An 18,654-nucleotide genomic window follows, 5' to 3' on the forward strand; every position below is an offset into this window, starting at 1 on the left:
ACCCGTACGGCGAGGGCGGATCGGGTCCGTTGGGGTGGATGCACGCCGAGATCATGGGTCTCCCGGGGGCCCGGCACGCCGGGGCGGCGGGGAATTGCCCCGAAGGAGGGACATCCGCGTTGACAGGGTTTGCCGGGCGACGCGCAAGATCTCCCGGACTGCGTACATCTGCGCGATCCGTGACGGGCGGAACGCGATCTCCGGGAAGAAATCTGTGAGCGGATTGAACACTTCACCCGCCCCCGCTCGTACCTAGGGCCATGAGCGGCGCACTAGGACGCTGCAACACCCAAGCGAACAGCGGGAGTTGACATGAAGACCTCCTGGCGGAGCGCCTCACTCGTAGCGGCAGCTGCGGCGGTACTGGCGCTCACGACGGCGTGCGGTCAGGAACAGGGCACCCAGTCGACGGGAAGCCAGAACGTGGGCGCCGCACCGGCCGCCGACGGTTACGGGTCCAGCTCCAGCGACGGCTACGGCGCCGATGCCAAGGACGAACAGGGCACGGCGGCCGAGGCGGAGACCGCGGGCCAGCTCTCCGTGACGGAGAACGTGAAGCTCGGGAAGGTCGTCACCGACAGCGCCGGCATGACCCTCTACCGCTTCGACAAGGACACCGCCGAGCCGCCCAAGTCCGCCTGTGACGGCGACTGCGCCAAGGCCTGGCCGCCCGTCCCCGCGGACGGTGCGACGGCCGCCACCGGCGTGGACAAGTCGCTGCTCGGCGAGGTCACCCGCACCGACGGGACCAAGCAGCTGACGATCGCCGGCTGGCCGATGTACCGCTACGCCAAGGACGCGAAGGCCGGCGACACCAACGGCCAGGGCGTGGGCGGCACGTGGTACGCGTCGGCCCCCGACGGCAAGAAGGCCTCCGCCGCCGACCTGCCGGGTCTGTCCGTCCGCAACGACCCGAAGCTCGGCGAGGTCGTCGTCGACAAGAACGGCATGACGGTCTACCGCTTCATGAAGGACAAGGCGTGGCCCGACTCCGTGTCGAACTGCAAGGGCGCCTGCCTGGAGAAGTGGCCCGCGGTCGCGCCGGTCGAGGCCAACGACACCAAGGGCGTCACGAAGAAGGGCCTGATGGCCTTCACTCGTCCGGACGGTGTCAAGCAGATGACGGTGGACTGCTGGCCCATCTACACCTTCTCCGGTGACAAGGCCCCCGGGGACACGAACGGTCAGGGCGTCGGCGGTACGTGGTACGCCGTGTCGCCCGACGGAAAGCCGGTCGGCGCGTCGAAGTGAGGATCACCTCCCCAGGGTTGATCGTCTCGCCCGCACAACGACGAAACGTGGAAGGGAGTTGACGACAAGGCACCGGGTGCCCGACGAAACGGAACAACGCGCGCGACCTCGGTCCGCCCCCTCCGCACCGCACGGAGGGGGCGGGCCGCTGCCGTGCGCGCGCCGCCGTCCGCCTGCGCGCGCCCGATTGGGCGGGAAAGTCCGCCCCTCCGCATGAGGGCACAATGCGGCACGTGCCGGAGGCAGTGACCGGTAACGGATGGTCAATTTCCGTTTTGGCTCGCCCCTTTGGCGGGCGATCAGTAGCCTCAGCTCGAACACCGGATCGCCTACGTGTCGTCTACGCCTGGAGAGATAGATGGAGCGTCCCGCCTGGGCCCCCCGGAGCATCGACATCTCGGTGCCGAGCGTGTCCCGCATCTACGACTACTACCTGGGCGGTTCGCACAACTTCGAGGTCGACCGGGAAGCGGCCCGCAGGGCGATGGAGTTCATGCCGGGGCTTCCGAAGATCATGCAGGCCAACCGCGCCTTCATGCGGCGGGCCGTCCGGTACGCCGTCGGCGAGGGGATCACGCAGTTCCTCGACATCGGCTCCGGCATTCCGACCTTCGGCAACGTCCACGAGGTCGCGCAGGCGGCCAGTCCCGGCGCGCACGTGATGTACGTGGACCACGATCCGGTGGCCGTCGCCCACAGCCAGGCGGTGCTCCAGGGCAACGAGCACGCGGACGTCCTCGCCGCCGATCTGCGCAAGCCCCGCGACATCCTGCAGAACCCCCAAGTCCAGCGCCTGATCGACCTGAACCGTCCGGTGGCGCTCCTGCTCGTTGCCATACTTCACTTCGTGGAGGACGCGGACGACCCGTACAGTGCGGTGGCCGAGCTGCGCGACGCCCTGGCGCCGGGCAGCCTGCTCGTGCTCACCCATGCCTCGTACGAGGGGATCCCGCTCCCGCCGGAGCGGGCCGAGGGCGCGGTCGACGTGTACAGGAAAGCCCGCAACCCGCTGATCATGCGCTCGCGCGAGGACATCGCGCGGTTCTTCGAGGGGTACGACATGGTGGAACCCGGACTGGTGCCGATGCCGGACTGGCGGCCCGACACGGGACCCGAGGAAGAGGATCCGTACTCCTATTCCGGTTTCGCCGGCGTGGGGCGCGCGGCGTGACCGCGGAACCGGACGGACCGGAGGACAGACTCCGCAGGTTCGCGACGATCTGGAGCCGGGCGGTCTTCCCGGTGACCTCCACGTCGCTGACCCGCCCCGAGTTCGAGGAGCAACTGCTGCCCCTCGCGCGCCGGTTGAGCGACGCGCTGCTGGCCAGGTCCTACGACGCGACCGAGGGCAGGGCGGTCGGCGCCGCCCTGGTCGGCGCGCACTGCACCGACCCGGAGGCGCTCAGCCGCTCCCTCGACTGCGTGGACGCCTACCTGGTCCTCTACTGCGGCGGCGACGGCAACCGCGAGGCCCTGCGGACCCGTTCGGCCCGGCTCCAGCACGCGATCGCGGCCGGATTCGCGCAGGCCCTGCGGGACCGGACGCTGGCCGAGCAGGAAGCCATCTCCCACGCCGCCCTGAACGCGCGCAGCGTGGTCGCCGAGGCCCTGCACGCGAGCGAGGCGCGCTTCCGTGCCGTGTTCGAGGGCGCGGCCATAGGAATCGGCATCGCCGACCTCGAGGGCAACATCCTCCAGGTCAACGGGGCGTTGCTGCGGATGTTCGGCGGTTCCGAGCAGACGGTGCGCGGCCGCCGGGTCAGCGACTGGACCCACCCCGACGACGCTCCCCAAGTCTGGCGCCTCTACGACGAGTTGGTCAGAGGCGAGCGTGAGCACTACCACGTCGAAAAGGCCTTCTACCGGCCCGACGGCACCGCCCTGTGGACGAACCTGACGGTCTCCCTGCTGCGCGACGCCGACGGCCGGCCCCAGTACCAGCTCGCGCTGATGGAGGACACCACCGAGCGGCGGCTGCTCAATCTCCGCCTGCGGTACGAGGCCACCCACGACGCACTCACCGGCCTGCCCAACCGGACCCTCTTCTTCGAGCGGCTGGAGAAGGCCCTGTCCGCCGGTGAGGGCCAGCGCTTCGGGCTGTGCTACCTCGACCTCGACGGCTTCAAGACCATCAACGACAGCCTCGGCCACGCGGCGGGCGACCGGCTGCTCGTCGAGGTCGCCGACCGCCTCCAGTCCTGCGCGACCGCTCCCGGCGAGATGGTCGCGCGGCTCGGCGGCGACGAGTTCGTGGCGCTGACCACCGGGCCGCACACCGAGCGCGAGGTCGACGAACTCGCCGGGCGCATCATGAACGCGCTGGTCACGCCGGTGAGCATCGACGGACGCGAGCTGACCGTGCGCGGCAGCATCGGCGTCGTCGAGGGACCCGCCGGGGAGCGCGGCCCCGCCGAGGTGCTGCGCAGCGCCGACATCACGATGTACCGGGCCAAGTCCGCGGGCGGCAACCGCTTCGAGCTCGCCGACCCCGAGGCCGACCTGCGCGCCATCACCCGGCACGGGCTGACCACCGCGCTGCCGGCGGCGCTGGACAGGAACGAGTTCTTCATCGAGTACCAGCCGCTGGTGCACCTCGGTGACGGCAGCGTCCGGGGCGCCGAGGCGCTGGTGCGCTGGCTGCACCCGCAGCACGGGGTCCTCGGTCCCGACCGGTTCATCCCGCTCGCCGAGCACACCGGGCTGATCGTGCCGCTCGGCCGCTGGGTCCTGGACCAGTCGGTCCGCCAGGCCCGGCAGTGGCAGGAGCGGCACGCCGACGCGGGACCGCTGCGGATCAACGTCAATCTCTCGCCCTGCCAGCTCACCCATCCCGGTCTCGTCTCCGACACCGTCGACATCCTGGAGCGCGCCGGCCTCGAACCGGACGCCCTGTGCCTGGAGGTGACCGAGTCCGCGCTGATCGGCGCCGACGACGATCTCCTCAAGCCGCTGCGCCGGCTGGCCGAGATGGGCGTCGACATCGCCCTCGACGACTTCGGCACCGGCTACTCCAACCTCGCCAACCTGCGCCGGCTGCCGGTGAGCGTCCTGAAGCTGGACCGCTCCTTCACCCAGGGCATGCAGCAGTTCCCGGCCGACCCGGTCGACCTCAAGATCGTCGAGGGGATCGTCTCCCTCGCCCACAGCCTCGACCTCGCGGTCACCGTGGAGGGCGTCGAGACGGGCGCCCAGGCCGAGCAGCTGCGGATACTGGGCTGCGACACCGCCCAGGGCTGGTACTACGCCCGCCCCGGCCCGCCGGAGCGGCTGCACGAGCTGGCGCTGGTGGACGCCACGGGCTGACGTACCACCCGCGCGAAAAGGGGCGCCCGCTCGGGCGCCCCTTCTCCACGTCGGGGCGGCTTCGGTGCCCCTTCTCCGCGCCGGCACGGGGCTCAGACGCCCCCTCCGTGCCCGGACGGGGCTCCGGCGCTCGCTCCGCGCCGGGGTGGGACTCGGGCGCCCCTCCTCGCCGGCGCCCCTCACCCTCGCTGGGGCGAGAGACAGGCGCCCCTTCTCAGCGCTGGCGCGGCTTGGGCGTCCCCTCCGCGACGGGCTCCGGTGGCCGTCTCCGGTGTGCTCCCGGTGCCGGATCTCGGGCCGTCTCCGCGTGGGGACCGGGCGCGGTCGCCGTTCAGCGTTCCAGCAGCATCCGCTGGAGTTCCCGCGCCGCCCGCGGCGGAGCCACGTCGCTGCGGTGAGCCAGGGCGATCGTCCGGTGCAGTCCCGGTCTGGCCAGCGGGGTCACCCGCAGTCCGCGCCCCGAGCGGGTGGCCACCATCCGCGGGACGACGGCCACCCCCAGGCCCGCCCGGACGAAGCCGAGCACCGCGTCCATCTCGCCGCCCTCGACGGCGAAGTCCGGCTCGAAGCCCTCGGCCCGGCAGGCGGCGACGGTCAGCTCGCGCAGGTCGTAGCCGTGCCGGAACATCACCAGACGCTCGCCCTCCAGGTCGGGGATCCGTACCGTGCGGCCCCGGCCCGGCGCCGGCGCGTCCGGCGACGACACCACCACCAGGTCCTCCCGCAGCACCTCGACGGTGGTCAGCGCGGGGGACGGCGTCGGCAGCGGCAGGACGACCAGCGCCAGGTCCAGGGCGCCGCGTGCCAGCTCCCGTACGAGATCGTGGGAGCCGCCCTCCTCGATCAACAGCCGGATGCCCGGATAGCGGTCGTGGAAGGCCCGCAGCACGTCCGGGAGCAGCCCGGTGCACAGGCTCGGGGTGGCCCCGAGACGGACCCGGCCGCTGCGCAGCTGGGCCAGCTCCTGCACCTCGTGCCGGGCGGTGTCCGCGTCGGCGAGGATGCGGCGCGCGAGCGGCAGCAGCGCCTCGCCGGCGTCGGTCAGCGTGATGTTGCCCCGCGCCCGCTGGAACAGGTCCGCCCCCAGCTCCCGCTCCAGCGCCTTGATCTGCTGGGACAGGGAGGGCTGGGCGACGTGGACCAGGTCGGCGGCGCGCGTGAAGTGCCGGGTCTCGGCGACCGCGACGAAGTACTGGAGCTGGTGGAACTGCACGAAGCCAACGATAGGCCATGCCTATGGAAACGAGCCGCACCATGTCTTGGACCGATCGGGGTTCCGGGGCCTAGCGTTCCGTGACATGGCTCTGGCAACGCGGACGGACCGACGACCGTCCATCGCACGCACGGTGTGGGACAGCTCCGTCGGGAAGAAGACGGTGATGGCCGTCAGCGGCCTGATCATGCTGCTCTACCTGGTCGTCCACATGATCGGCAACCTGAAGATCTTCTTCGGCGAAGGGGAGTTCGACCACTACGCGCACTGGCTGCGCACGGTCGGAGAGCCCTTCATGCACTACGAGTGGACGCTCTGGCTGGTCCGCGTCGTCCTGGTGGCCGCCGTCGTTGCCCACGCCACCGCCGCGTACCAGCTGAGCCGCCGCGACATCAAGGCCCGCCCCACCAAGTACGTCCACAAGAAGCCCCGGTCGAGCTACGCCACGCGCACCATGCGCTGGGGCGGGATCATCCTCGGCCTCTTCATCGTCTGGCACGTCCTCGACCTGACGACCGGCACCGTGCACTCCGGCGGTTTCCAGTCCGGGCACCCGTACCAGAACGTCATCGACACCTTCTCGACCTGGTACGGCGACGTCGTCTACATCGTCGCGATGCTCGCGCTCGGCCTGCACGTCCGGCACGGCTTCTGGAGCGCGGCGCAGACCCTGGGTGCCGGGAGCCGCACCCGCGACCGCGCCCTCAAGGCCACCGCGAACGCCCTCGCGCTGGTGCTGACGCTGGGCTTCGTCTCCGTACCCGTGGCCGTGATGACCGGAGTGGTGAGCTGACATGAACTCCTATGCCGAGTACACGACCGGTGAACCGGCCGTCGACACCAAGGCCCCGACGGGCCCGGTCGACCGGCGCTGGGACACCCGGCGCTTCGAGGCCCGACTGGTCAACCCCGCCAACCGCCGCAAGCACACCGTGATCGTCGTCGGCACGGGCCTGGCCGGCGGTTCGGCCGGCGCCACGCTCGCCGAACAGGGCTACCACGTCGTGCAGTTCTGCTACCAGGACTCGCCCCGCCGGGCGCACTCCATCGCCGCGCAGGGCGGCATCAACGCGGCGAAGAACTACCGCAACGACGGCGACTCCGTCCACCGGCTGTTCTACGACACCGTCAAGGGCGGCGACTTCAGGGCCCGCGAGTCCAACGTCCACCGGCTCGCCCAGATCTCCGTCGAGATCATCGACCAGTGCGTCGCGCAGGGCGTCCCCTTCGCCCGCGAGTACGGCGGCCTCCTCGACACCCGCTCCTTCGGCGGCGTCCAGGTCTCCCGCACCTTCTACGCCCGCGGCCAGACGGGCCAGCAGCTCCTGCTCGGCGCCTACCAGGCGCTGTCCCGGCAGATCGCCGCCGGCAACGTCGAGATGCACCCGCGCACCGAGATGCTCGACCTCATCGTGGTCGACGGGCGGGCCCGCGGCATCGTCGCCCGCGACCTGATCACCGGCCGGATCGACACGTACTACGCGGACGCCGTCGTCCTCGCCAGCGGCGGCTACGGCAACGTCTTCTACCTGTCGACGAACGCCATGAACTCCAACGCCACCGCGATCTGGCGGGCACACCGGCGCGGCGCCTGGTTCGCCAACCCCTGCTTCACCCAGATCCACCCCACCTGCATCCCGCGCACCGGCGAGCACCAGTCGAAGCTCACCCTGATGAGCGAGTCGCTGCGCAACGACGGACGCATCTGGGTCCCGAAGGCCAAGGGCGACACCCGCCCGCCGAACGAGATCCCCGAGGACGAGCGCGACTACTACCTGGAGCGCGTCTACCCCTCCTTCGGCAACCTCGTGCCCCGCGACATCGCCTCCCGCGCCGCGAAGAACGTCTGCGACGAGGGCCGCGGCGTCGGCCCCGGCGGACAGGGCGTCTACCTGGACTTCGCCGACGCCATCCGGCGCATGGGCCGCGCCAAGGTCGAGGAGAAGTACGGCAACCTCTTCGACATGTACGCCCGGATCACCGCCGAGGACCCGTACACGGTGCCGATGCGGATCTATCCCGCCGTGCACTACACGATGGGCGGACTGTGGGTCGACTACGACCTCCAGACCACGATCCCCGGCCTGTTCGCGATCGGCGAGGCCAACTTCTCCGACCACGGCGCGAACCGGCTCGGCGCCTCCGCCCTGATGCAGGGCCTCGCCGACGGCTACTTCGTGCTGCCGTCCACCATCAACGACTACCTCGCGCGCAACCCGCACCACGAGGACGTCACGGACGAACACCCCGTCGTCCAGGAGGTGCTGGCGGAGACGGAGGACCGGCTGCGGCTGCTCCTCGCCGTCGACGGCGACCGCACCCCGGACTCCTTCCACCGCGAAGTGGGCGAACTGATGTGGGAGTTCTGCGGCATGGCCCGCAGCGAGAGCGGACTGCGCAAGGCACTGGAACGCATTCCGCAGATCCGCGAGGAGTTCTGGCGGCGCATCAAGGTGCCCGGCACCGGCGAGGAGTTCAACCAGTCGCTGGAGAAGGCCAACCGCGTCGTCGACTACCTGGAACTCGCCGAGCTCATGTGCCTCGACGCACTGCACCGCTCCGAGTCCTGCGGCGGCCACTTCCGCGAGGAGTCCCAGACCCCCGACGGCGAGGCCGCCCGCAAGGACGACGAGTTCTCGTACGCCGCCGCCTGGGAGTTCACCGACACCGGCGAGGCACCCGTCCTGCACAAGGAAGACCTCGTCTTCGAGTACGTCCACCCCACCCAGCGGAGCTACGCATGAAGCTCACCCTGCGCGTCTGGCGCCAGCGCGCCGCCGACGCCGACGGAGCGATGTCCACGTACGAGGTGGACGGCATCTCGGCCGACATGTCCTTCCTGGAGATGCTCGACACCCTCAACGAGGAACTCATCCTCAAGGGCGAGGACCCCGTCGCCTTCGACCACGACTGCCGCGAGGGCATCTGCGGCGCCTGCTCGCTCGTCATCAACGGCGAGGCGCACGGCCCCGAACGCACCACGTCCTGCCAGCTGCACATGCGGTCCTTCCGGGACGGCGACACGATCGACGTCGAGCCGTGGCGCGCCTCCGCCTTCCCGGTCGTGAAGGACCTCGTGGTGGACCGGTCGGCGTTCGACCGGATCATCCAGTCCGGCGGCTACGTCACCGCCCCGACCGGCGCCGCGCCCGAGGCCCACGCGACCCCCGTGCCCAAGCCCGACGCCGACTTCGCCTTCGAGCACGCCGAGTGCATCGGCTGCGGCGCCTGCGTGGCCGCGTGCCCGAACGGCTCGGCGATGCTGTTCACCTCGGCGAAGGTCAACCACCTCAACGTGCTGCCGCAGGGCGCCCCCGAGCGGGAGACCCGCGTGCTCGACATGGTGGCGCGGATGGACGAGGAGGGCTTCGGCGGCTGCACCCTCGCCGGCGAGTGCGCCACCGCCTGCCCGAAGGGCATCCCGCTGGTCTCCATCACCGGCATGAACAAGGAGTGGCTGCGCGCGACCCGCAAGGCGGGCAGGCGGTAGCCCTCTCTTCACAGGACGTTCGCCGACAGGGTGCGGACGGGCGGGACCGGGAGTGGTGCTCATCCCCGGTCCCGTCTCGCACTCCCCGGGCCCGCAGTCCGCACGCGGCACGGGCGCCCCCGGGCATTCAGCATCCCCACATCCCGGCTCCTGGCACAGGTCACGCGCACGCCAACCGGCATCGGAAGAACAGGAGCGCGTAGACCGCACCGATCCGGTCTGCGCCGCTCCGCCGAACCGGCCCGTGACCAGGAGAGTGCCATGACCGGCGTTTCCACCCTCGCCAGCCCGCCGCAGCCGACGTCCCCCGCCCGTTACACCGTCACCCTGGCCCGCGACGAGGCCGACGTGCGGGCCGCGCAGCGGCTGCGCCACGAGGTCTTCGCGGGGGAGATGGGCGCCCTGCTCGCCTCCCCGCAGCCCGGCCTCGACATCGACCCCTTCGACGCCTACTGCGACCACCTGCTGGTGCGCGACACCCTCACGGACCAGGTCGTCGGCACCTACCGGCTGCTGCCCCCGGAGCGGGCGGCGATCGCCGGACGGCTCTACTCCGAGAGCGAGTTCGACCTCGGCCCGCTCGCCGCGATCCGCCCCGGCCTCGTCGAGGTCGGGCGCTCCTGCGTGCACCCCGACCACCGGGACGGCACGGTCATCGGACTCATCTGGGCGGGCATCGCCCGCTACATGGTGGAGGGCGGCCACGACTGGCTCGCCGGTTGCTGCTCCCTCCCGCTCGGCGACGGCGGCGCACTCGCCGCGAGCACCTGGGAGCGGGTGCGGACCAAGCACCTGGCCCCCGAGGAGTACCGCGTACGGCCGCTGCTGCCGTGGTCGCCGGACACCGCCGGGTCCGCCCGCACACCGGCGCCGGGGGTCGGGCGCCGCGACCTGCCCCCGCTGCTGCGCGGCTATCTGCGCCTCGGCGCCTGGGTCTGCGGGGAGCCCGCGCACGACCCGGACTTCGGCGTCGCCGACCTGTACGTGCTGCTGTCGATGCGCCGGGTGGACCCGCGCTACCTGCGGCACTTCCTCTCGCTCGTCCCCGCGTGATGCGGGCCCCCACGGCCGGCGCGGTGCGGCTTCCGCACCCGCGCGCGCCGCGTCCGCCGTCCCGGGTCCCGGCCGTCCGCCCGGCCGGGACCCCCGCGGCCGCGAGCGCCTGGCTGCCCAGCGCGCCCTGCTCCCCGCCGGCCTGCGTCCCGGACCCGGGCGGCGTGGCCGCGGCGCCGCTGGCCGCCCTCCGGCTGGCGGCGGTACTGGCGCTGACCCTCACGGGGATCGCGCTCGTCCCCGTCCTCGCCAGGACGCCGGCGGGCCCCCGGGACCGGCTGGTCCGACGCTTGTGCCGGCTCGTGGTCCGGGCCTCGGGCGTCCGCGTGCGCATCACCGGCACGGCCGCGCCGACCGGCGGTCTGCTGCTCGTCGCCAACCACATCTCCTGGCTGGACATACCGCTCCTCGCCGCCGTCCGCCCGGGCCGCATGCTGGCCAAGTCGGAGGTCGGGCGGTGGCCGGTGGCGGGCGGGCTCGCGGCGCGCGGCGGCACCCTGTTCATCGAGCGCGACCGGCTGCGGGCGCTGCCGCACACCGTCGCGCGGATCACCGAAGCCCTGCGCGCGGGCGCCGCGGTGGTGGCCTTCCCCGAGGGCAGCACCTGGTGCGGCCGGGCCCAGGGCCGCTTCCGGCGGGCCGTCTTCCAGGCCGCGCTCGACGCCGGTGTCGCCGTCCAGCCGGTGCGCGTCCGCTACCGGCTCGCCGGGGGAGCGGCCACCACGGCGCCCGCCTTCGTCGGCGACGACTCGCTGCTGGCCTCGCTGTGGCGCGTGGCGACGGCACGCGGGCTGGTGGCCGAGGTGGAGGTACGCGCCCCTCTCGCCCCGGGCACCCACACCGACCGGCGCGCCCTGGCCCAGGCGGCCCAGCGGGCGGTGGAGCCGGGCGGCGCGGTGCCGCCGGGGACGTCCGGATGGATCGCGTCGCCGAGGGCGGGAGTGCGGCGGCTGTCGTCCGGGGGCGCCCCAACGGGTTGGCGCTCGCCGGCGCACGGAGGGTGAGCCCCGGCTCGGTCGTCATGGCTGTTCGGCGGGCGGTGCTCAAGCGTCCGGGGTCCTCAGCGCGGGGTCAGGCTCCGTGTTGCTCTGCCACACCCCGCGAGCCGAGCACCGCGCCGAGCACCTAGGACGCCCCGGCCTCGTCCGGGGTGGTCGGTGGGCGTGGGTTCTCAGTCGGGCGGGGTCGCGGGCGGCGTACGTGTGAGGTGGGCGGCGAGGTGGCGGGCCGTGCTGCTCTCCCGTACGGCCGCCACCTCGGCCGGAGGTCCCGCCGCGACGATCCGTCCGCCCGCGTCGCCCCCGCCCGGTCCGAGGTCGATCACCCAGTCCGCTCCGGCGACCACCGCCATGTCGTGCTCGACGACCACGACGGTGTGGCCCGCGTCGACCAGCTCGTGCAGCCGGCGCGTCAGGACCTCGACGTCCGCCGGGTGCAGTCCGGTCGTCGGCTCGTCGAGAAGGTAGAGCGTGGAGCCGCGCCGCACCCGCTGCAACTCACTGGCCAGCTTGATGCGCTGCGCCTCACCGCCGGACAGCTCCGTCGCGGGCTGGCCGAGCCGCACATAGCCGAGCCCCACGTCGAGCAGGGCGGAGAGGCTGCGGGCGACGGCGGGAGTGTCCGCGAAGAACTCGGCGGCGCCCTCCACCGTCAGGTCGAGCACCTGGGCGATGTTCCGCCCGCGGTACGTCACTTCGAGCGTCTCGGGGTTGTAGCGGGCCCCGCCGCAGTCGGGGCACGGGGCGTACGTGCTCGGCAGGAAGAGCAGCTCGACGCTGACGAACCCCTCGCCCTGGCAGGTCTCGCAGCGTCCGCCCGCGACGTTGAAGGAGAAGCGCCCCACCCCGTACCGGCGCCGCTTCGCCTCGTCGGTCGCCGCGAACACCTTGCGCACGACGTCGAACAGACCGGTGTACGTCGCCAGGTTGGAGCGCGGCGTCCGCCCGATGGGCTTCTGGTCGACGCTCACGAGCCGCTCCACGCCCGGCAGTTCACCGGTCAGCTCACCGATCAGGGTGGACTTCCCGGACCCGGAGACGCCGGTGACCGCCGTGAAGACCCCGAGCGGGAACTCCGCGGTCACCCCGCGCAGGTTGTGCCGGCTGACGGGCCCGACCTTCACCTGCCCGCGCGTGCGGCGTACCTCCCGCGCCGGCTCAGGGGAGCGGTGGAAGAGGTGGCGGGCCGTCGCCGAATCCGCCACGTCGGCCAGCCCGGCGACCGGCCCGCTGTGCAGGACGCGTCCGCCGCGCTCGCCCGCGTGCGGGCCGACGTCGACCACCCAGTCCGCGCCGCGCACCACGTCGAGGTGGTGTTCCACCACGAACACCGAGTTGCCCGCCGCCTTCAGCCGCTCCAGCACCGTGAGCAGGGCCTCGGTGTCCGCCGGGTGCAGCCCCGCGGACGGCTCGTCCAGGACGTAGACGACACCGAAGAGCCCGGAGCGCAACTGGGTGGCCAGGCGCAGCCGTTGGAGCTCGCCGGCGGACAGGGTGGGGGTCGCGCGGTCCAGGCTGAGATAGCCGAGACCCAGTTCGACGACCGGTGCGATCCGCGCCCTCAGGTCGTCCGTCAGGACCCGCGCCGTCTCCCCCCGCGGCTCCAGCGACGCGGCCAGCTCGGTCAGCGGCAGCGCGGCCAGCTCGGCGATCGTCCGGCCGCCGAACGTCACCGCCAGCGCCTCGGGACGCAGCCGCCGGCCGCCGCAGACCGGACAGGGCGCGCTCTCCAGGAACCGCTCCGCCCGGGCCCGCAGCGTCGCGCTCCTGGAGTCCGCGAACGTCTTCATGACATAGCGCCGGGCGCTCATGTACGTGCCCTGGTACGGGCGTTGGATGCGGTCGGCGTCGCGCACCGGATGCACGGTCACGACCGGCTGCTCGTCCGTGAACAGGATCCACTCCCGCTCCTCGGAGGGCAGTTCGCGCCAGGGCCGGTCCACGTCGTGGCCCAGCGCGTCGAGGACGTCGCGGAGGTTCTTGCCCTGCCAGGCCCCCGGCCAGGCGGCGATCGCGCCCTCGCGGATCGACAGCGAGGGGTCGGGGACCAGCGACTCCTCGGTCGTCCGGTGCACGCGGCCGAGACCGTGGCACTCCGGGCAGGCCCCGGCGGCAGTGTTCGGCGAGAAGGCGTCCGAGTCCAGCCGCTGTGCGCCGGCGGGGTAGTCCCCGGCGCGGGAGAACAGCATCCGCAGCGAGTTCGAGAGGTTGGTGACCGTGCCGACCGAGGACCGCGAACCGGGCGTCGAGCGCCGCTGCTGGAGCGACACCGCGGGCGGCAGCCCGGTGATCTCCCCGACCTTCGGCGCCCCGATCTGGTGGATCAGCCGGCGCGCGTACGGGGCGACCGACTCGAAGTAGCGCCGCTGCGCCTCCGCGTAGATCGTGCCGAAGGCGAGCGAGGACTTGCCCGATCCGGAGACCCCGGTGAACACCACCAGCGCGTCCCGCGGGATGTCGACGTCGACGCCCTGGAGGTTGTGCTCGCGGGCACCGCGTACGCGGACGTACGGGTCGTGGGGGCTGTGCATGGGCCGGGCTCCCGGGGGCGGGGGACAAAACCCCACGATTCTACGGGGTGCGCGCGAGGTCACCTCGGTGGGTGGCCGTCAGTCCGGCGACCCGGGCGAGGCGCCGGTAGGAGTCCAGCAGCGCGGCGCGGTCGTACGTACTGGTGGTGACGAGCACCTCCTGGGCGCCGGTCTCCTCGACCAGCGTCCGCAGGGCGTCGGCCACTTGGTCCTCGGTGCCGGCGATGTGGCCGGTCAGCCCGGACTCGTAGAACTCCCGCTCCCGGGCGGACATGACGAGTGCCTCCACCCGTTCGGCGGGCGGCAGCGGCGGGAACGTGCCGTGGGTGCGCGAGTACGCCATCGACCAGGCCTCGGGGACGAGGACACGGCGTGCCGCCTCCTCGGTGGCCGCGACCGCCACCGTGCCGGACACCACCACGTACGGCTCCCGCGCCCACGGGGAGGGACGGAACGTCTCCCGGTAGCGGTCGACGCCGCGCCGCATCCGGTCGCGGTTCCTGAGGTCGCCGATGACCATGGGCAGTCCGGCCCGCGCCGCGACGTCGGCGCCCTCGCCGAGGGCCAGGACGAAGGGCGGCACCCGCAGCCCCTCCGCCGGCCGCGCGTGGACACCGGTCGGGGACGTGCCCCGGAACCAGCCGAGGAGTTCGTCGAGCTGGGCGGCGAAGTCCTCGGCGTCCTCCTTGTCCCGGCCCAGCGCCCGGCGCACACCGTCCGTGAAGCCCACGGAGCGCCCGAGCCCCATGTCGATCCGGCCCGGGAAGAGGGACTCCAGCACGCCGAACTGCTCGGCCACCACCAGCGGACGGTGGTTCGGCAGCATGACGCCGCCGGTGCCCACGCGGATGCGGCGGGTCGCCGCCGCGACCGCCGCGGCCAGCACCGTCGGCGCCGAACCGGCGATCCCGGGCACACCGTGATGCTCCGAGACCCAGACCCGGTGGTAGCCGAGCGTCTCCAGCTCCCGCGCCAGCGCCACGGTGTCCCGAAGCGCCTGCGCCCCGTCGTGCCCCTCCCGGGTGCGGGAACGGTCGAGTACGGAGAAACGTGTGGCTTCCACGCGGGATCCCTTCGCCCGAAGGCCGGTCCGCCGGTCCTGCCGGCGTCCTCGCCGGCCGGTTCCGTGCATTCGGCTGTGCCGCTGTCGATCTACCGGTACAACACCGCTGATGGCCCGCGACTTCCAGGACGGTGCGAACCCGGCTGAGCAGGTGCGCCCGAACCGGCGTACTGAAGGGGAGGGGCATCAGCCCACGCCCGTGCCACGCCGGAGGTACCTCACCCGTGACGACCATCAAGGAAGCCCCGCCGCGTGCCCGGCGGCAGGAGTCCGGCGATCCGCAGGGCTGGCAGTTCAGCTCGCCCCTCGTGCTCACCATGGTGCTGCTCGTGGTGGTCGCGTTCCAGGGGCCGGTCCGCCGGGCCCTGTCCGAGCCGGTGATGCAGAGCTGGACGACCGTGTTCGTCGCGGTGGTCGTGCAGGCGCTGCCCTTCCTCGTCCTCGGTGTCCTGCTGTCGGCGGCCATCGCCGTGTTCGTCCCGCCGTCGTTCTTCGCCCGGGCGCTGCCCGCGCGCCCCGCCCTCGCCGTCCCGGTGGCCGGGATGGCGGGAGCCGTCCTGCCCGGCTGCGAGTGCGCGTCCGTACCGGTGGCGGGCGCGCTCGTGCGCCGGGGGGTCACCCCCGCGGCCGCCCTGGCCTTCCTGCTGTCCGCGCCCGCGATCAACCCGATCGTCCTGACCGCGACCGCCGTCGCGTTCCCGCGCGAACCCCGGATGGTGCTGGCCCGCTTCGTGGCGAGTCTGCTGGTGGCCTGTCTGATGGGCTGGCTGTGGCAGCGGCTGGGGCGCGCCGACTGGCTGCGCCCGCCCGCCCATCCCTCGTTCGAGGGCCACGGCCGGGGAGCGGCGTTCTGGGGGTCCGTGCGGCACGACGTCATGCACGCCGGCGGGTTCCTCGTGGTGGGGGCGATGGCGGCGGCGACGCTCAAGGCCGTGGTGCCGGCGGACTGGCTGCGGACGGCGGCCGGCAACCCCGTGGTCGCGATCCTCGCCCTGGCGGTTCTCGCCGTGCTGCTGTCGATCTGCTCGGAGGCCGACGCGTTCGTGGTGGCGTCCCTGTCCCAGTTCTCGCTCACCGCCCGGCTGGCCTTCCTGGTCGTCGGGCCCATGATCGACCTGAAGCTGTTCGCCATGCAGACCGCCACCTTCGGGCGCGGCTTCGCCCTGCGGTTCGCCCCGGCGACCTTCACCCTCGCCGTCCTCGTGTCGGCCCTCGTCGGGACGGTGATCCTGTGAACCGGCAGGCACAGGCGGCCGTGCTCTTCCTGACCGGCGCGGCGGTGCTGCACGCCTCCTTCACCGATCTGTACCTCCGGTACGTCAAGGCGGGGCTGCGTCCGCTGCTGATCGCGGCCGGAGTCGTCCTGATCGCCACCGCCGTCGCCACCGTCCGCTACGAACTGCGGCGGCCCGCGCCGAAGACCGGGGAGGGAGGGGGAGCCGCGGACGGCGGCGGCGAAGGCCCCGGGGAGGCGGACGGGCACGGGCACGCCCACCGGGAGCCGCGCGTCGCCTGGCTGCTGGTCCTGCCGCTGCTCGCGCTCATCCTGGTCGCCCCGCCCGCGCTGGGCTCCTACAGCGCCATGCACGCCGGTACGGCGCTGCAGCAGCCCTTCGGCTATCCCGGACTGCCCGCCGGCGACCCCCTGCGCCTCAGCCTCGTCGACTACGCGGGACGCGCCGCCTACGACCACGGGCGCTCGCTCGACGGACGGCGGGTCGAGATCACCGGGTTCGTGGCGCTCGGCCGCGACGGCACGCCCTACCTCGTCCGCATGGCGCTCAACTGCTGCGCCGCCGACGCGCAGCCCGTCAAGGTCGGTCTGTCCGGACGGGTCCCGCCCGTCCTCCAGCCCGACACCTGGCTGGTCGTCGTCGGCACCTACACCGGCCGGCGGACGACGGACCCGGTCAACGGCGGCCGGATCCCGTTCATCGACGTCGACCGCGCCAGGCCCGTCCCGGCCCCGCGCGACCCGTACGACGAGAGCTGGAACAGCTGACGACCCGCTCGGACCGCCGTGCTCCTAAGGTGGTCGGCGTGACGAGGAACAGCCGGCCCCTGGCCGTATTCGATCTCGACGGCACACTCGCCGACACCGCGCACCGCCAGCGGTTCCTGGAGCGCAAGCCCCGGGACTGGGACGCGTTCTTCGCGGCGGCGCCGCACGACCCGCCGCTGGCGGAGGGCGTGGCGCTGGCGCGCGGCAGCGCCGAGGAGTGCGAGGTGCTCTACCTCACCGGCCGCCCCGAGCGCTGCCGCCGCGACACGCTCGCCTGGCTCGCCGCGCAGGGGCTGCCCGAGGGGACGCTGCGGATGCGCCGGGACGACGACCGCAGGCCCGCCCGCCGCACCAAGCTGGAGATCCTGCGACGGCTGGCCCGCGACCGCGAGATCCGCGTCTTCGTGGACGACGACGAACTCGTCTGCGCGGACGCCGAGCGGGCCGGCTTCACCGTCGTACGGGCCCGGTGGGCGGCTACGTCCGCCGCGCTGGAGGAGGCGCAGGAACGGGAGGGCCGGACCTGACCGGGGCGACTCCTCCCGCGGGGGACCGCGGTACCGGGGCGCCGCGCGTCAGTCGCCGTCCTCCAGACGGAAGCCGACCTTGAGACCGACCTGGTAGTGCTCGATCTGCCCGTTCTCGATCTGGCCCCTGACCTGCGTGACCTCGAACCAGTCGAGGTTGCGCAGGGTCTGCGAGGCCCGGGCGATCCCGTTGCGGACGGCCTGGTCGACGCCCTCCGTCGAGGTGCCGACGATCTCGGTGACCCGATAGGTGTGGTTGGACATGCAGGTAGCTCCTCTCCGCCGTGGCCCCTGTGCCACGCGTCACTCCACGGTGCCCCAGAGCGCGGCCGTGCGCGAGATGTCGGGCACCCCGTGGGCGAAGTCGCCCGCGCTCTCCGCGCGGTCCGGCTCGGTGTCGGCGGCCGGCCGGGGCGGCGCCAGGGACAGCCGGGAGACGATGCGGTAGCGGTCGCCCCGGTAGAGGGAGTGGACGTACTCGACGGGACGCTCGTCGGTGTCCGTGGTCAGACGCTCGATGAGGAGCGCCGGGGACAGGACGGGAACGCCGAGGATCTTCGCCTCGGCCTCGCTGACGACGGTCGGCTCGATCGACTGGGTCGCCTCGTGGACCGAGATCCCGTGGTGGTCCCGCAGATGCTCGTAGAGGTCGCCCGCCTCCAGCTCGGCGGCGGTGAGCGTGGGCACCAGTTCCGCCGGGATGTGCAGATGCTCGATGGCCATGGGCACGCCGTCGACCAGTCGCTGGCGCGCGACGTAGAGCAGCTCCGCGGCGGGCGAGGTGCGCAGTTTCCGGCCGACCCGGGCGCCGGCGCGGATCCTCGTCAGTTCCAGGATGCGGCTGGACCAGGTGCCCGCGGCGAGCGGTACGCGGGCCGGCCGGTGCCCGGCGACGATCTCCTGCGTGATCTTCTCCGGTGCCACGAACATGCCCCGGCCGTGCTCGCGCACCAGCAGCCCCGTGGCGACGAGTTCGTCCACAGCGGCGCGCAACGTGGGCCGTGAGACGCCGAGTTGGGAGCAGAGGGTGCGCTCGGAGGGGATCGCGGCTCCGGGGCCGCGCTCCTCGACCAGGCCGAGCAGGAAATCGCGTACCCGCTCCCGCTTCAGCATTCCGTCCATGCGCTCGACCCTCCGTTGCTGGGCACAGCTGGTCAGGCCGATCGTAACCAGTCGCTTGACCACTTGACGAGGAGGAGCCGTCAACTCCCTTTGCTGTGACG

16 protein-coding genes are annotated in these 18,654 nt (G+C 72.7%); 11 read left to right on the forward strand and 5 right to left on the reverse strand.

Translation table 11 applies throughout. The features are described 5' to 3' along the window. The first annotated feature begins 312 nt into the window (after positions 1 to 312). The 3 genes from ACZ4VA_RS31205 to ACZ4VA_RS31215 all read left to right on the forward strand — a co-directional run bounded on the left by ACZ4VA_RS31205 (position 313) and on the right by ACZ4VA_RS31215 (position 4,554). Entirely contained in the window at positions 313 to 1,251 is a 939-nt protein-coding gene (locus ACZ4VA_RS31205; RefSeq protein ID WP_355795806.1) for an SCO0930 family lipoprotein, read from the forward strand. Positions 1,252 to 1,609: 358 nt separating this feature from the next. After that, on the forward strand, positions 1,610 to 2,422 hold the full coding sequence (locus ACZ4VA_RS31210) for an SAM-dependent methyltransferase (RefSeq protein ID WP_356165299.1): 813 nt from the start codon (positions 1,610 to 1,612) through the stop codon (positions 2,420 to 2,422). Then, positions 2,419 to 4,554 (forward strand): putative bifunctional diguanylate cyclase/phosphodiesterase, encoded by a 2,136-nt coding sequence (locus ACZ4VA_RS31215; RefSeq protein ID WP_356165302.1) that lies wholly within the window; start codon positions 2,419 to 2,421, stop codon positions 4,552 to 4,554. The genes ACZ4VA_RS31210 and ACZ4VA_RS31215 overlap by 4 nt, the downstream gene beginning before the upstream one ends. A gap of 331 nt (positions 4,555 to 4,885) precedes the next feature. On the opposite strand, the gene ACZ4VA_RS31220 is transcribed toward ACZ4VA_RS31215, so the two are convergent. Next, entirely contained in the window at positions 4,886 to 5,767 is an 882-nt protein-coding gene (locus ACZ4VA_RS31220; protein WP_356165305.1) for a LysR family transcriptional regulator, read from the reverse strand. 121 nt (positions 5,768 to 5,888) lie between these two features. Here ACZ4VA_RS31220 and ACZ4VA_RS31225 point away from each other — a divergent pair, with 121 nt between their 5' ends. From ACZ4VA_RS31225 to ACZ4VA_RS31245, 5 genes are all read left to right on the forward strand, one after another. Next, on the forward strand, positions 5,889 to 6,560 hold the full coding sequence (locus ACZ4VA_RS31225) for a succinate dehydrogenase (RefSeq protein WP_355789975.1): 672 nt from the start codon (positions 5,889 to 5,891) through the stop codon (positions 6,558 to 6,560). Between the two features lies 1 nt (position 6,561). Further along, entirely contained in the window at positions 6,562 to 8,511 is a 1,950-nt protein-coding gene (locus ACZ4VA_RS31230; RefSeq protein WP_389391320.1) for a fumarate reductase/succinate dehydrogenase flavoprotein subunit, read from the forward strand. After that, positions 8,508 to 9,257, forward strand: a complete 750-nt coding sequence (locus ACZ4VA_RS31235) for a succinate dehydrogenase/fumarate reductase iron-sulfur subunit (protein ID WP_355789970.1) — start codon at positions 8,508 to 8,510, stop codon at positions 9,255 to 9,257. The genes ACZ4VA_RS31230 and ACZ4VA_RS31235 overlap by 4 nt, the downstream gene beginning before the upstream one ends. A gap of 261 nt (positions 9,258 to 9,518) precedes the next feature. Next, positions 9,519 to 10,310, forward strand: coding sequence for a GNAT family N-acetyltransferase (locus tag ACZ4VA_RS31240; RefSeq protein ID WP_355789973.1), 792 nt, complete (start codon positions 9,519 to 9,521; stop codon positions 10,308 to 10,310). Further along, positions 10,307 to 11,314 carry a lysophospholipid acyltransferase family protein gene (locus ACZ4VA_RS31245; RefSeq protein WP_468083357.1) on the forward strand — a complete coding sequence of 336 codons (1,008 nt, stop codon included), beginning with the start codon at positions 10,307 to 10,309 and terminating at the stop codon, positions 11,312 to 11,314. Before ACZ4VA_RS31240 ends, ACZ4VA_RS31245 begins: the two co-directional genes overlap by 4 nt. 167 nt (positions 11,315 to 11,481) lie before the next feature. On the opposite strand, the gene ACZ4VA_RS31250 is transcribed toward ACZ4VA_RS31245, so the two are convergent. Together ACZ4VA_RS31250 and ACZ4VA_RS31255 are read right to left on the reverse strand one after the other, a co-directional pair. Beyond that, on the reverse strand, positions 11,482 to 13,839 hold the full coding sequence (locus tag ACZ4VA_RS31250; protein WP_468083359.1) for an ATP-binding cassette domain-containing protein: 2,358 nt from the start codon (positions 13,837 to 13,839) through the stop codon (positions 11,482 to 11,484). Positions 13,840 to 13,879: 40 nt separating this feature from the next. Next, positions 13,880 to 14,902 (reverse strand): LLM class flavin-dependent oxidoreductase, encoded by a 1,023-nt coding sequence (locus ACZ4VA_RS31255; protein WP_356241618.1) that lies wholly within the window; start codon positions 14,900 to 14,902, stop codon positions 13,880 to 13,882. Positions 14,903 to 15,126: 224 nt separating this feature from the next. Between ACZ4VA_RS31255 and ACZ4VA_RS31260 the strand changes: the two genes are divergently transcribed. From ACZ4VA_RS31260 to ACZ4VA_RS31270, 3 genes are read left to right on the forward strand one after another with little or no spacing between them, the layout of a single operon-like run. Then, a complete protein-coding gene (locus ACZ4VA_RS31260; RefSeq protein ID WP_356241616.1) occupies positions 15,127 to 16,137 on the forward strand; it encodes a permease in 1,011 nt (336 codons plus the stop codon). Next, complete coding sequence (locus tag ACZ4VA_RS31265; RefSeq protein ID WP_356241614.1) at positions 16,134 to 16,904, forward strand: TIGR03943 family putative permease subunit; 771 nt, start codon at positions 16,134 to 16,136, stop codon at positions 16,902 to 16,904. The genes ACZ4VA_RS31260 and ACZ4VA_RS31265 overlap by 4 nt, the downstream gene beginning before the upstream one ends. Positions 16,905 to 16,942: 38 nt before the next feature. Further along, a complete protein-coding gene (locus ACZ4VA_RS31270) occupies positions 16,943 to 17,431 on the forward strand; it encodes a phosphatase domain-containing protein (RefSeq protein ID WP_355794173.1) in 489 nt (162 codons plus the stop codon). Between the two features lie 48 nt (positions 17,432 to 17,479). Here the strand turns inward: ACZ4VA_RS31270 and ACZ4VA_RS31275 are convergent, their stop codons facing one another. Together ACZ4VA_RS31275 and ACZ4VA_RS31280 are read right to left on the reverse strand one after the other, a co-directional pair. Further along, positions 17,480 to 17,695: a dodecin gene (locus ACZ4VA_RS31275; protein WP_121407380.1), complete on the reverse strand. Its 216-nt coding sequence runs from the start codon at positions 17,693 to 17,695 to the stop codon at positions 17,480 to 17,482. Between the two features lie 39 nt (positions 17,696 to 17,734). Next, positions 17,735 to 18,544 carry a GntR family transcriptional regulator gene (locus ACZ4VA_RS31280; protein WP_355794175.1) on the reverse strand — a complete coding sequence of 270 codons (810 nt, stop codon included), beginning with the start codon at positions 18,542 to 18,544 and terminating at the stop codon, positions 17,735 to 17,737. Positions 18,545 to 18,654: the final 110 nt, after the last annotated feature.

Source organism: Streptomyces sp. NPDC028308, assembly GCF_055565855.1.

What these genes read in the sequence shown, in the direction of transcription:
- ACZ4VA_RS31205 (WP_355795806.1), top strand. Translation starts at nt 313, where the DNA reads ATGAAGACCTCCTGGCGGAGCGCCTCACTCGTAGCGGCAGCTGCGGCG.
- ACZ4VA_RS31210 (WP_356165299.1), top strand. Translation starts at nt 1,610, where the DNA reads ATGGAGCGTCCCGCCTGGGCCCCCCGGAGCATCGACATCTCGGTGCCG.
- ACZ4VA_RS31230 (WP_389391320.1), top strand. Translation starts at nt 6,562, where the DNA reads ATGAACTCCTATGCCGAGTACACGACCGGTGAACCGGCCGTCGACACC.
- ACZ4VA_RS31235 (WP_355789970.1), top strand. Translation starts at nt 8,508, where the DNA reads ATGAAGCTCACCCTGCGCGTCTGGCGCCAGCGCGCCGCCGACGCCGAC.
- ACZ4VA_RS31240 (WP_355789973.1), top strand. Translation starts at nt 9,519, where the DNA reads ATGACCGGCGTTTCCACCCTCGCCAGCCCGCCGCAGCCGACGTCCCCC.
- ACZ4VA_RS31250 (WP_468083359.1), bottom strand. Translation starts at nt 13,839, where the DNA reads ATGCACAGCCCCCACGACCCGTACGTCCGCGTACGCGGTGCCCGCGAG.
- ACZ4VA_RS31275 (WP_121407380.1), bottom strand. Translation starts at nt 17,695, where the DNA reads ATGTCCAACCACACCTATCGGGTCACCGAGATCGTCGGCACCTCGACG.
- ACZ4VA_RS31280 (WP_355794175.1), bottom strand. Translation starts at nt 18,544, where the DNA reads ATGCTGAAGCGGGAGCGGGTACGCGATTTCCTGCTCGGCCTGGTCGAG.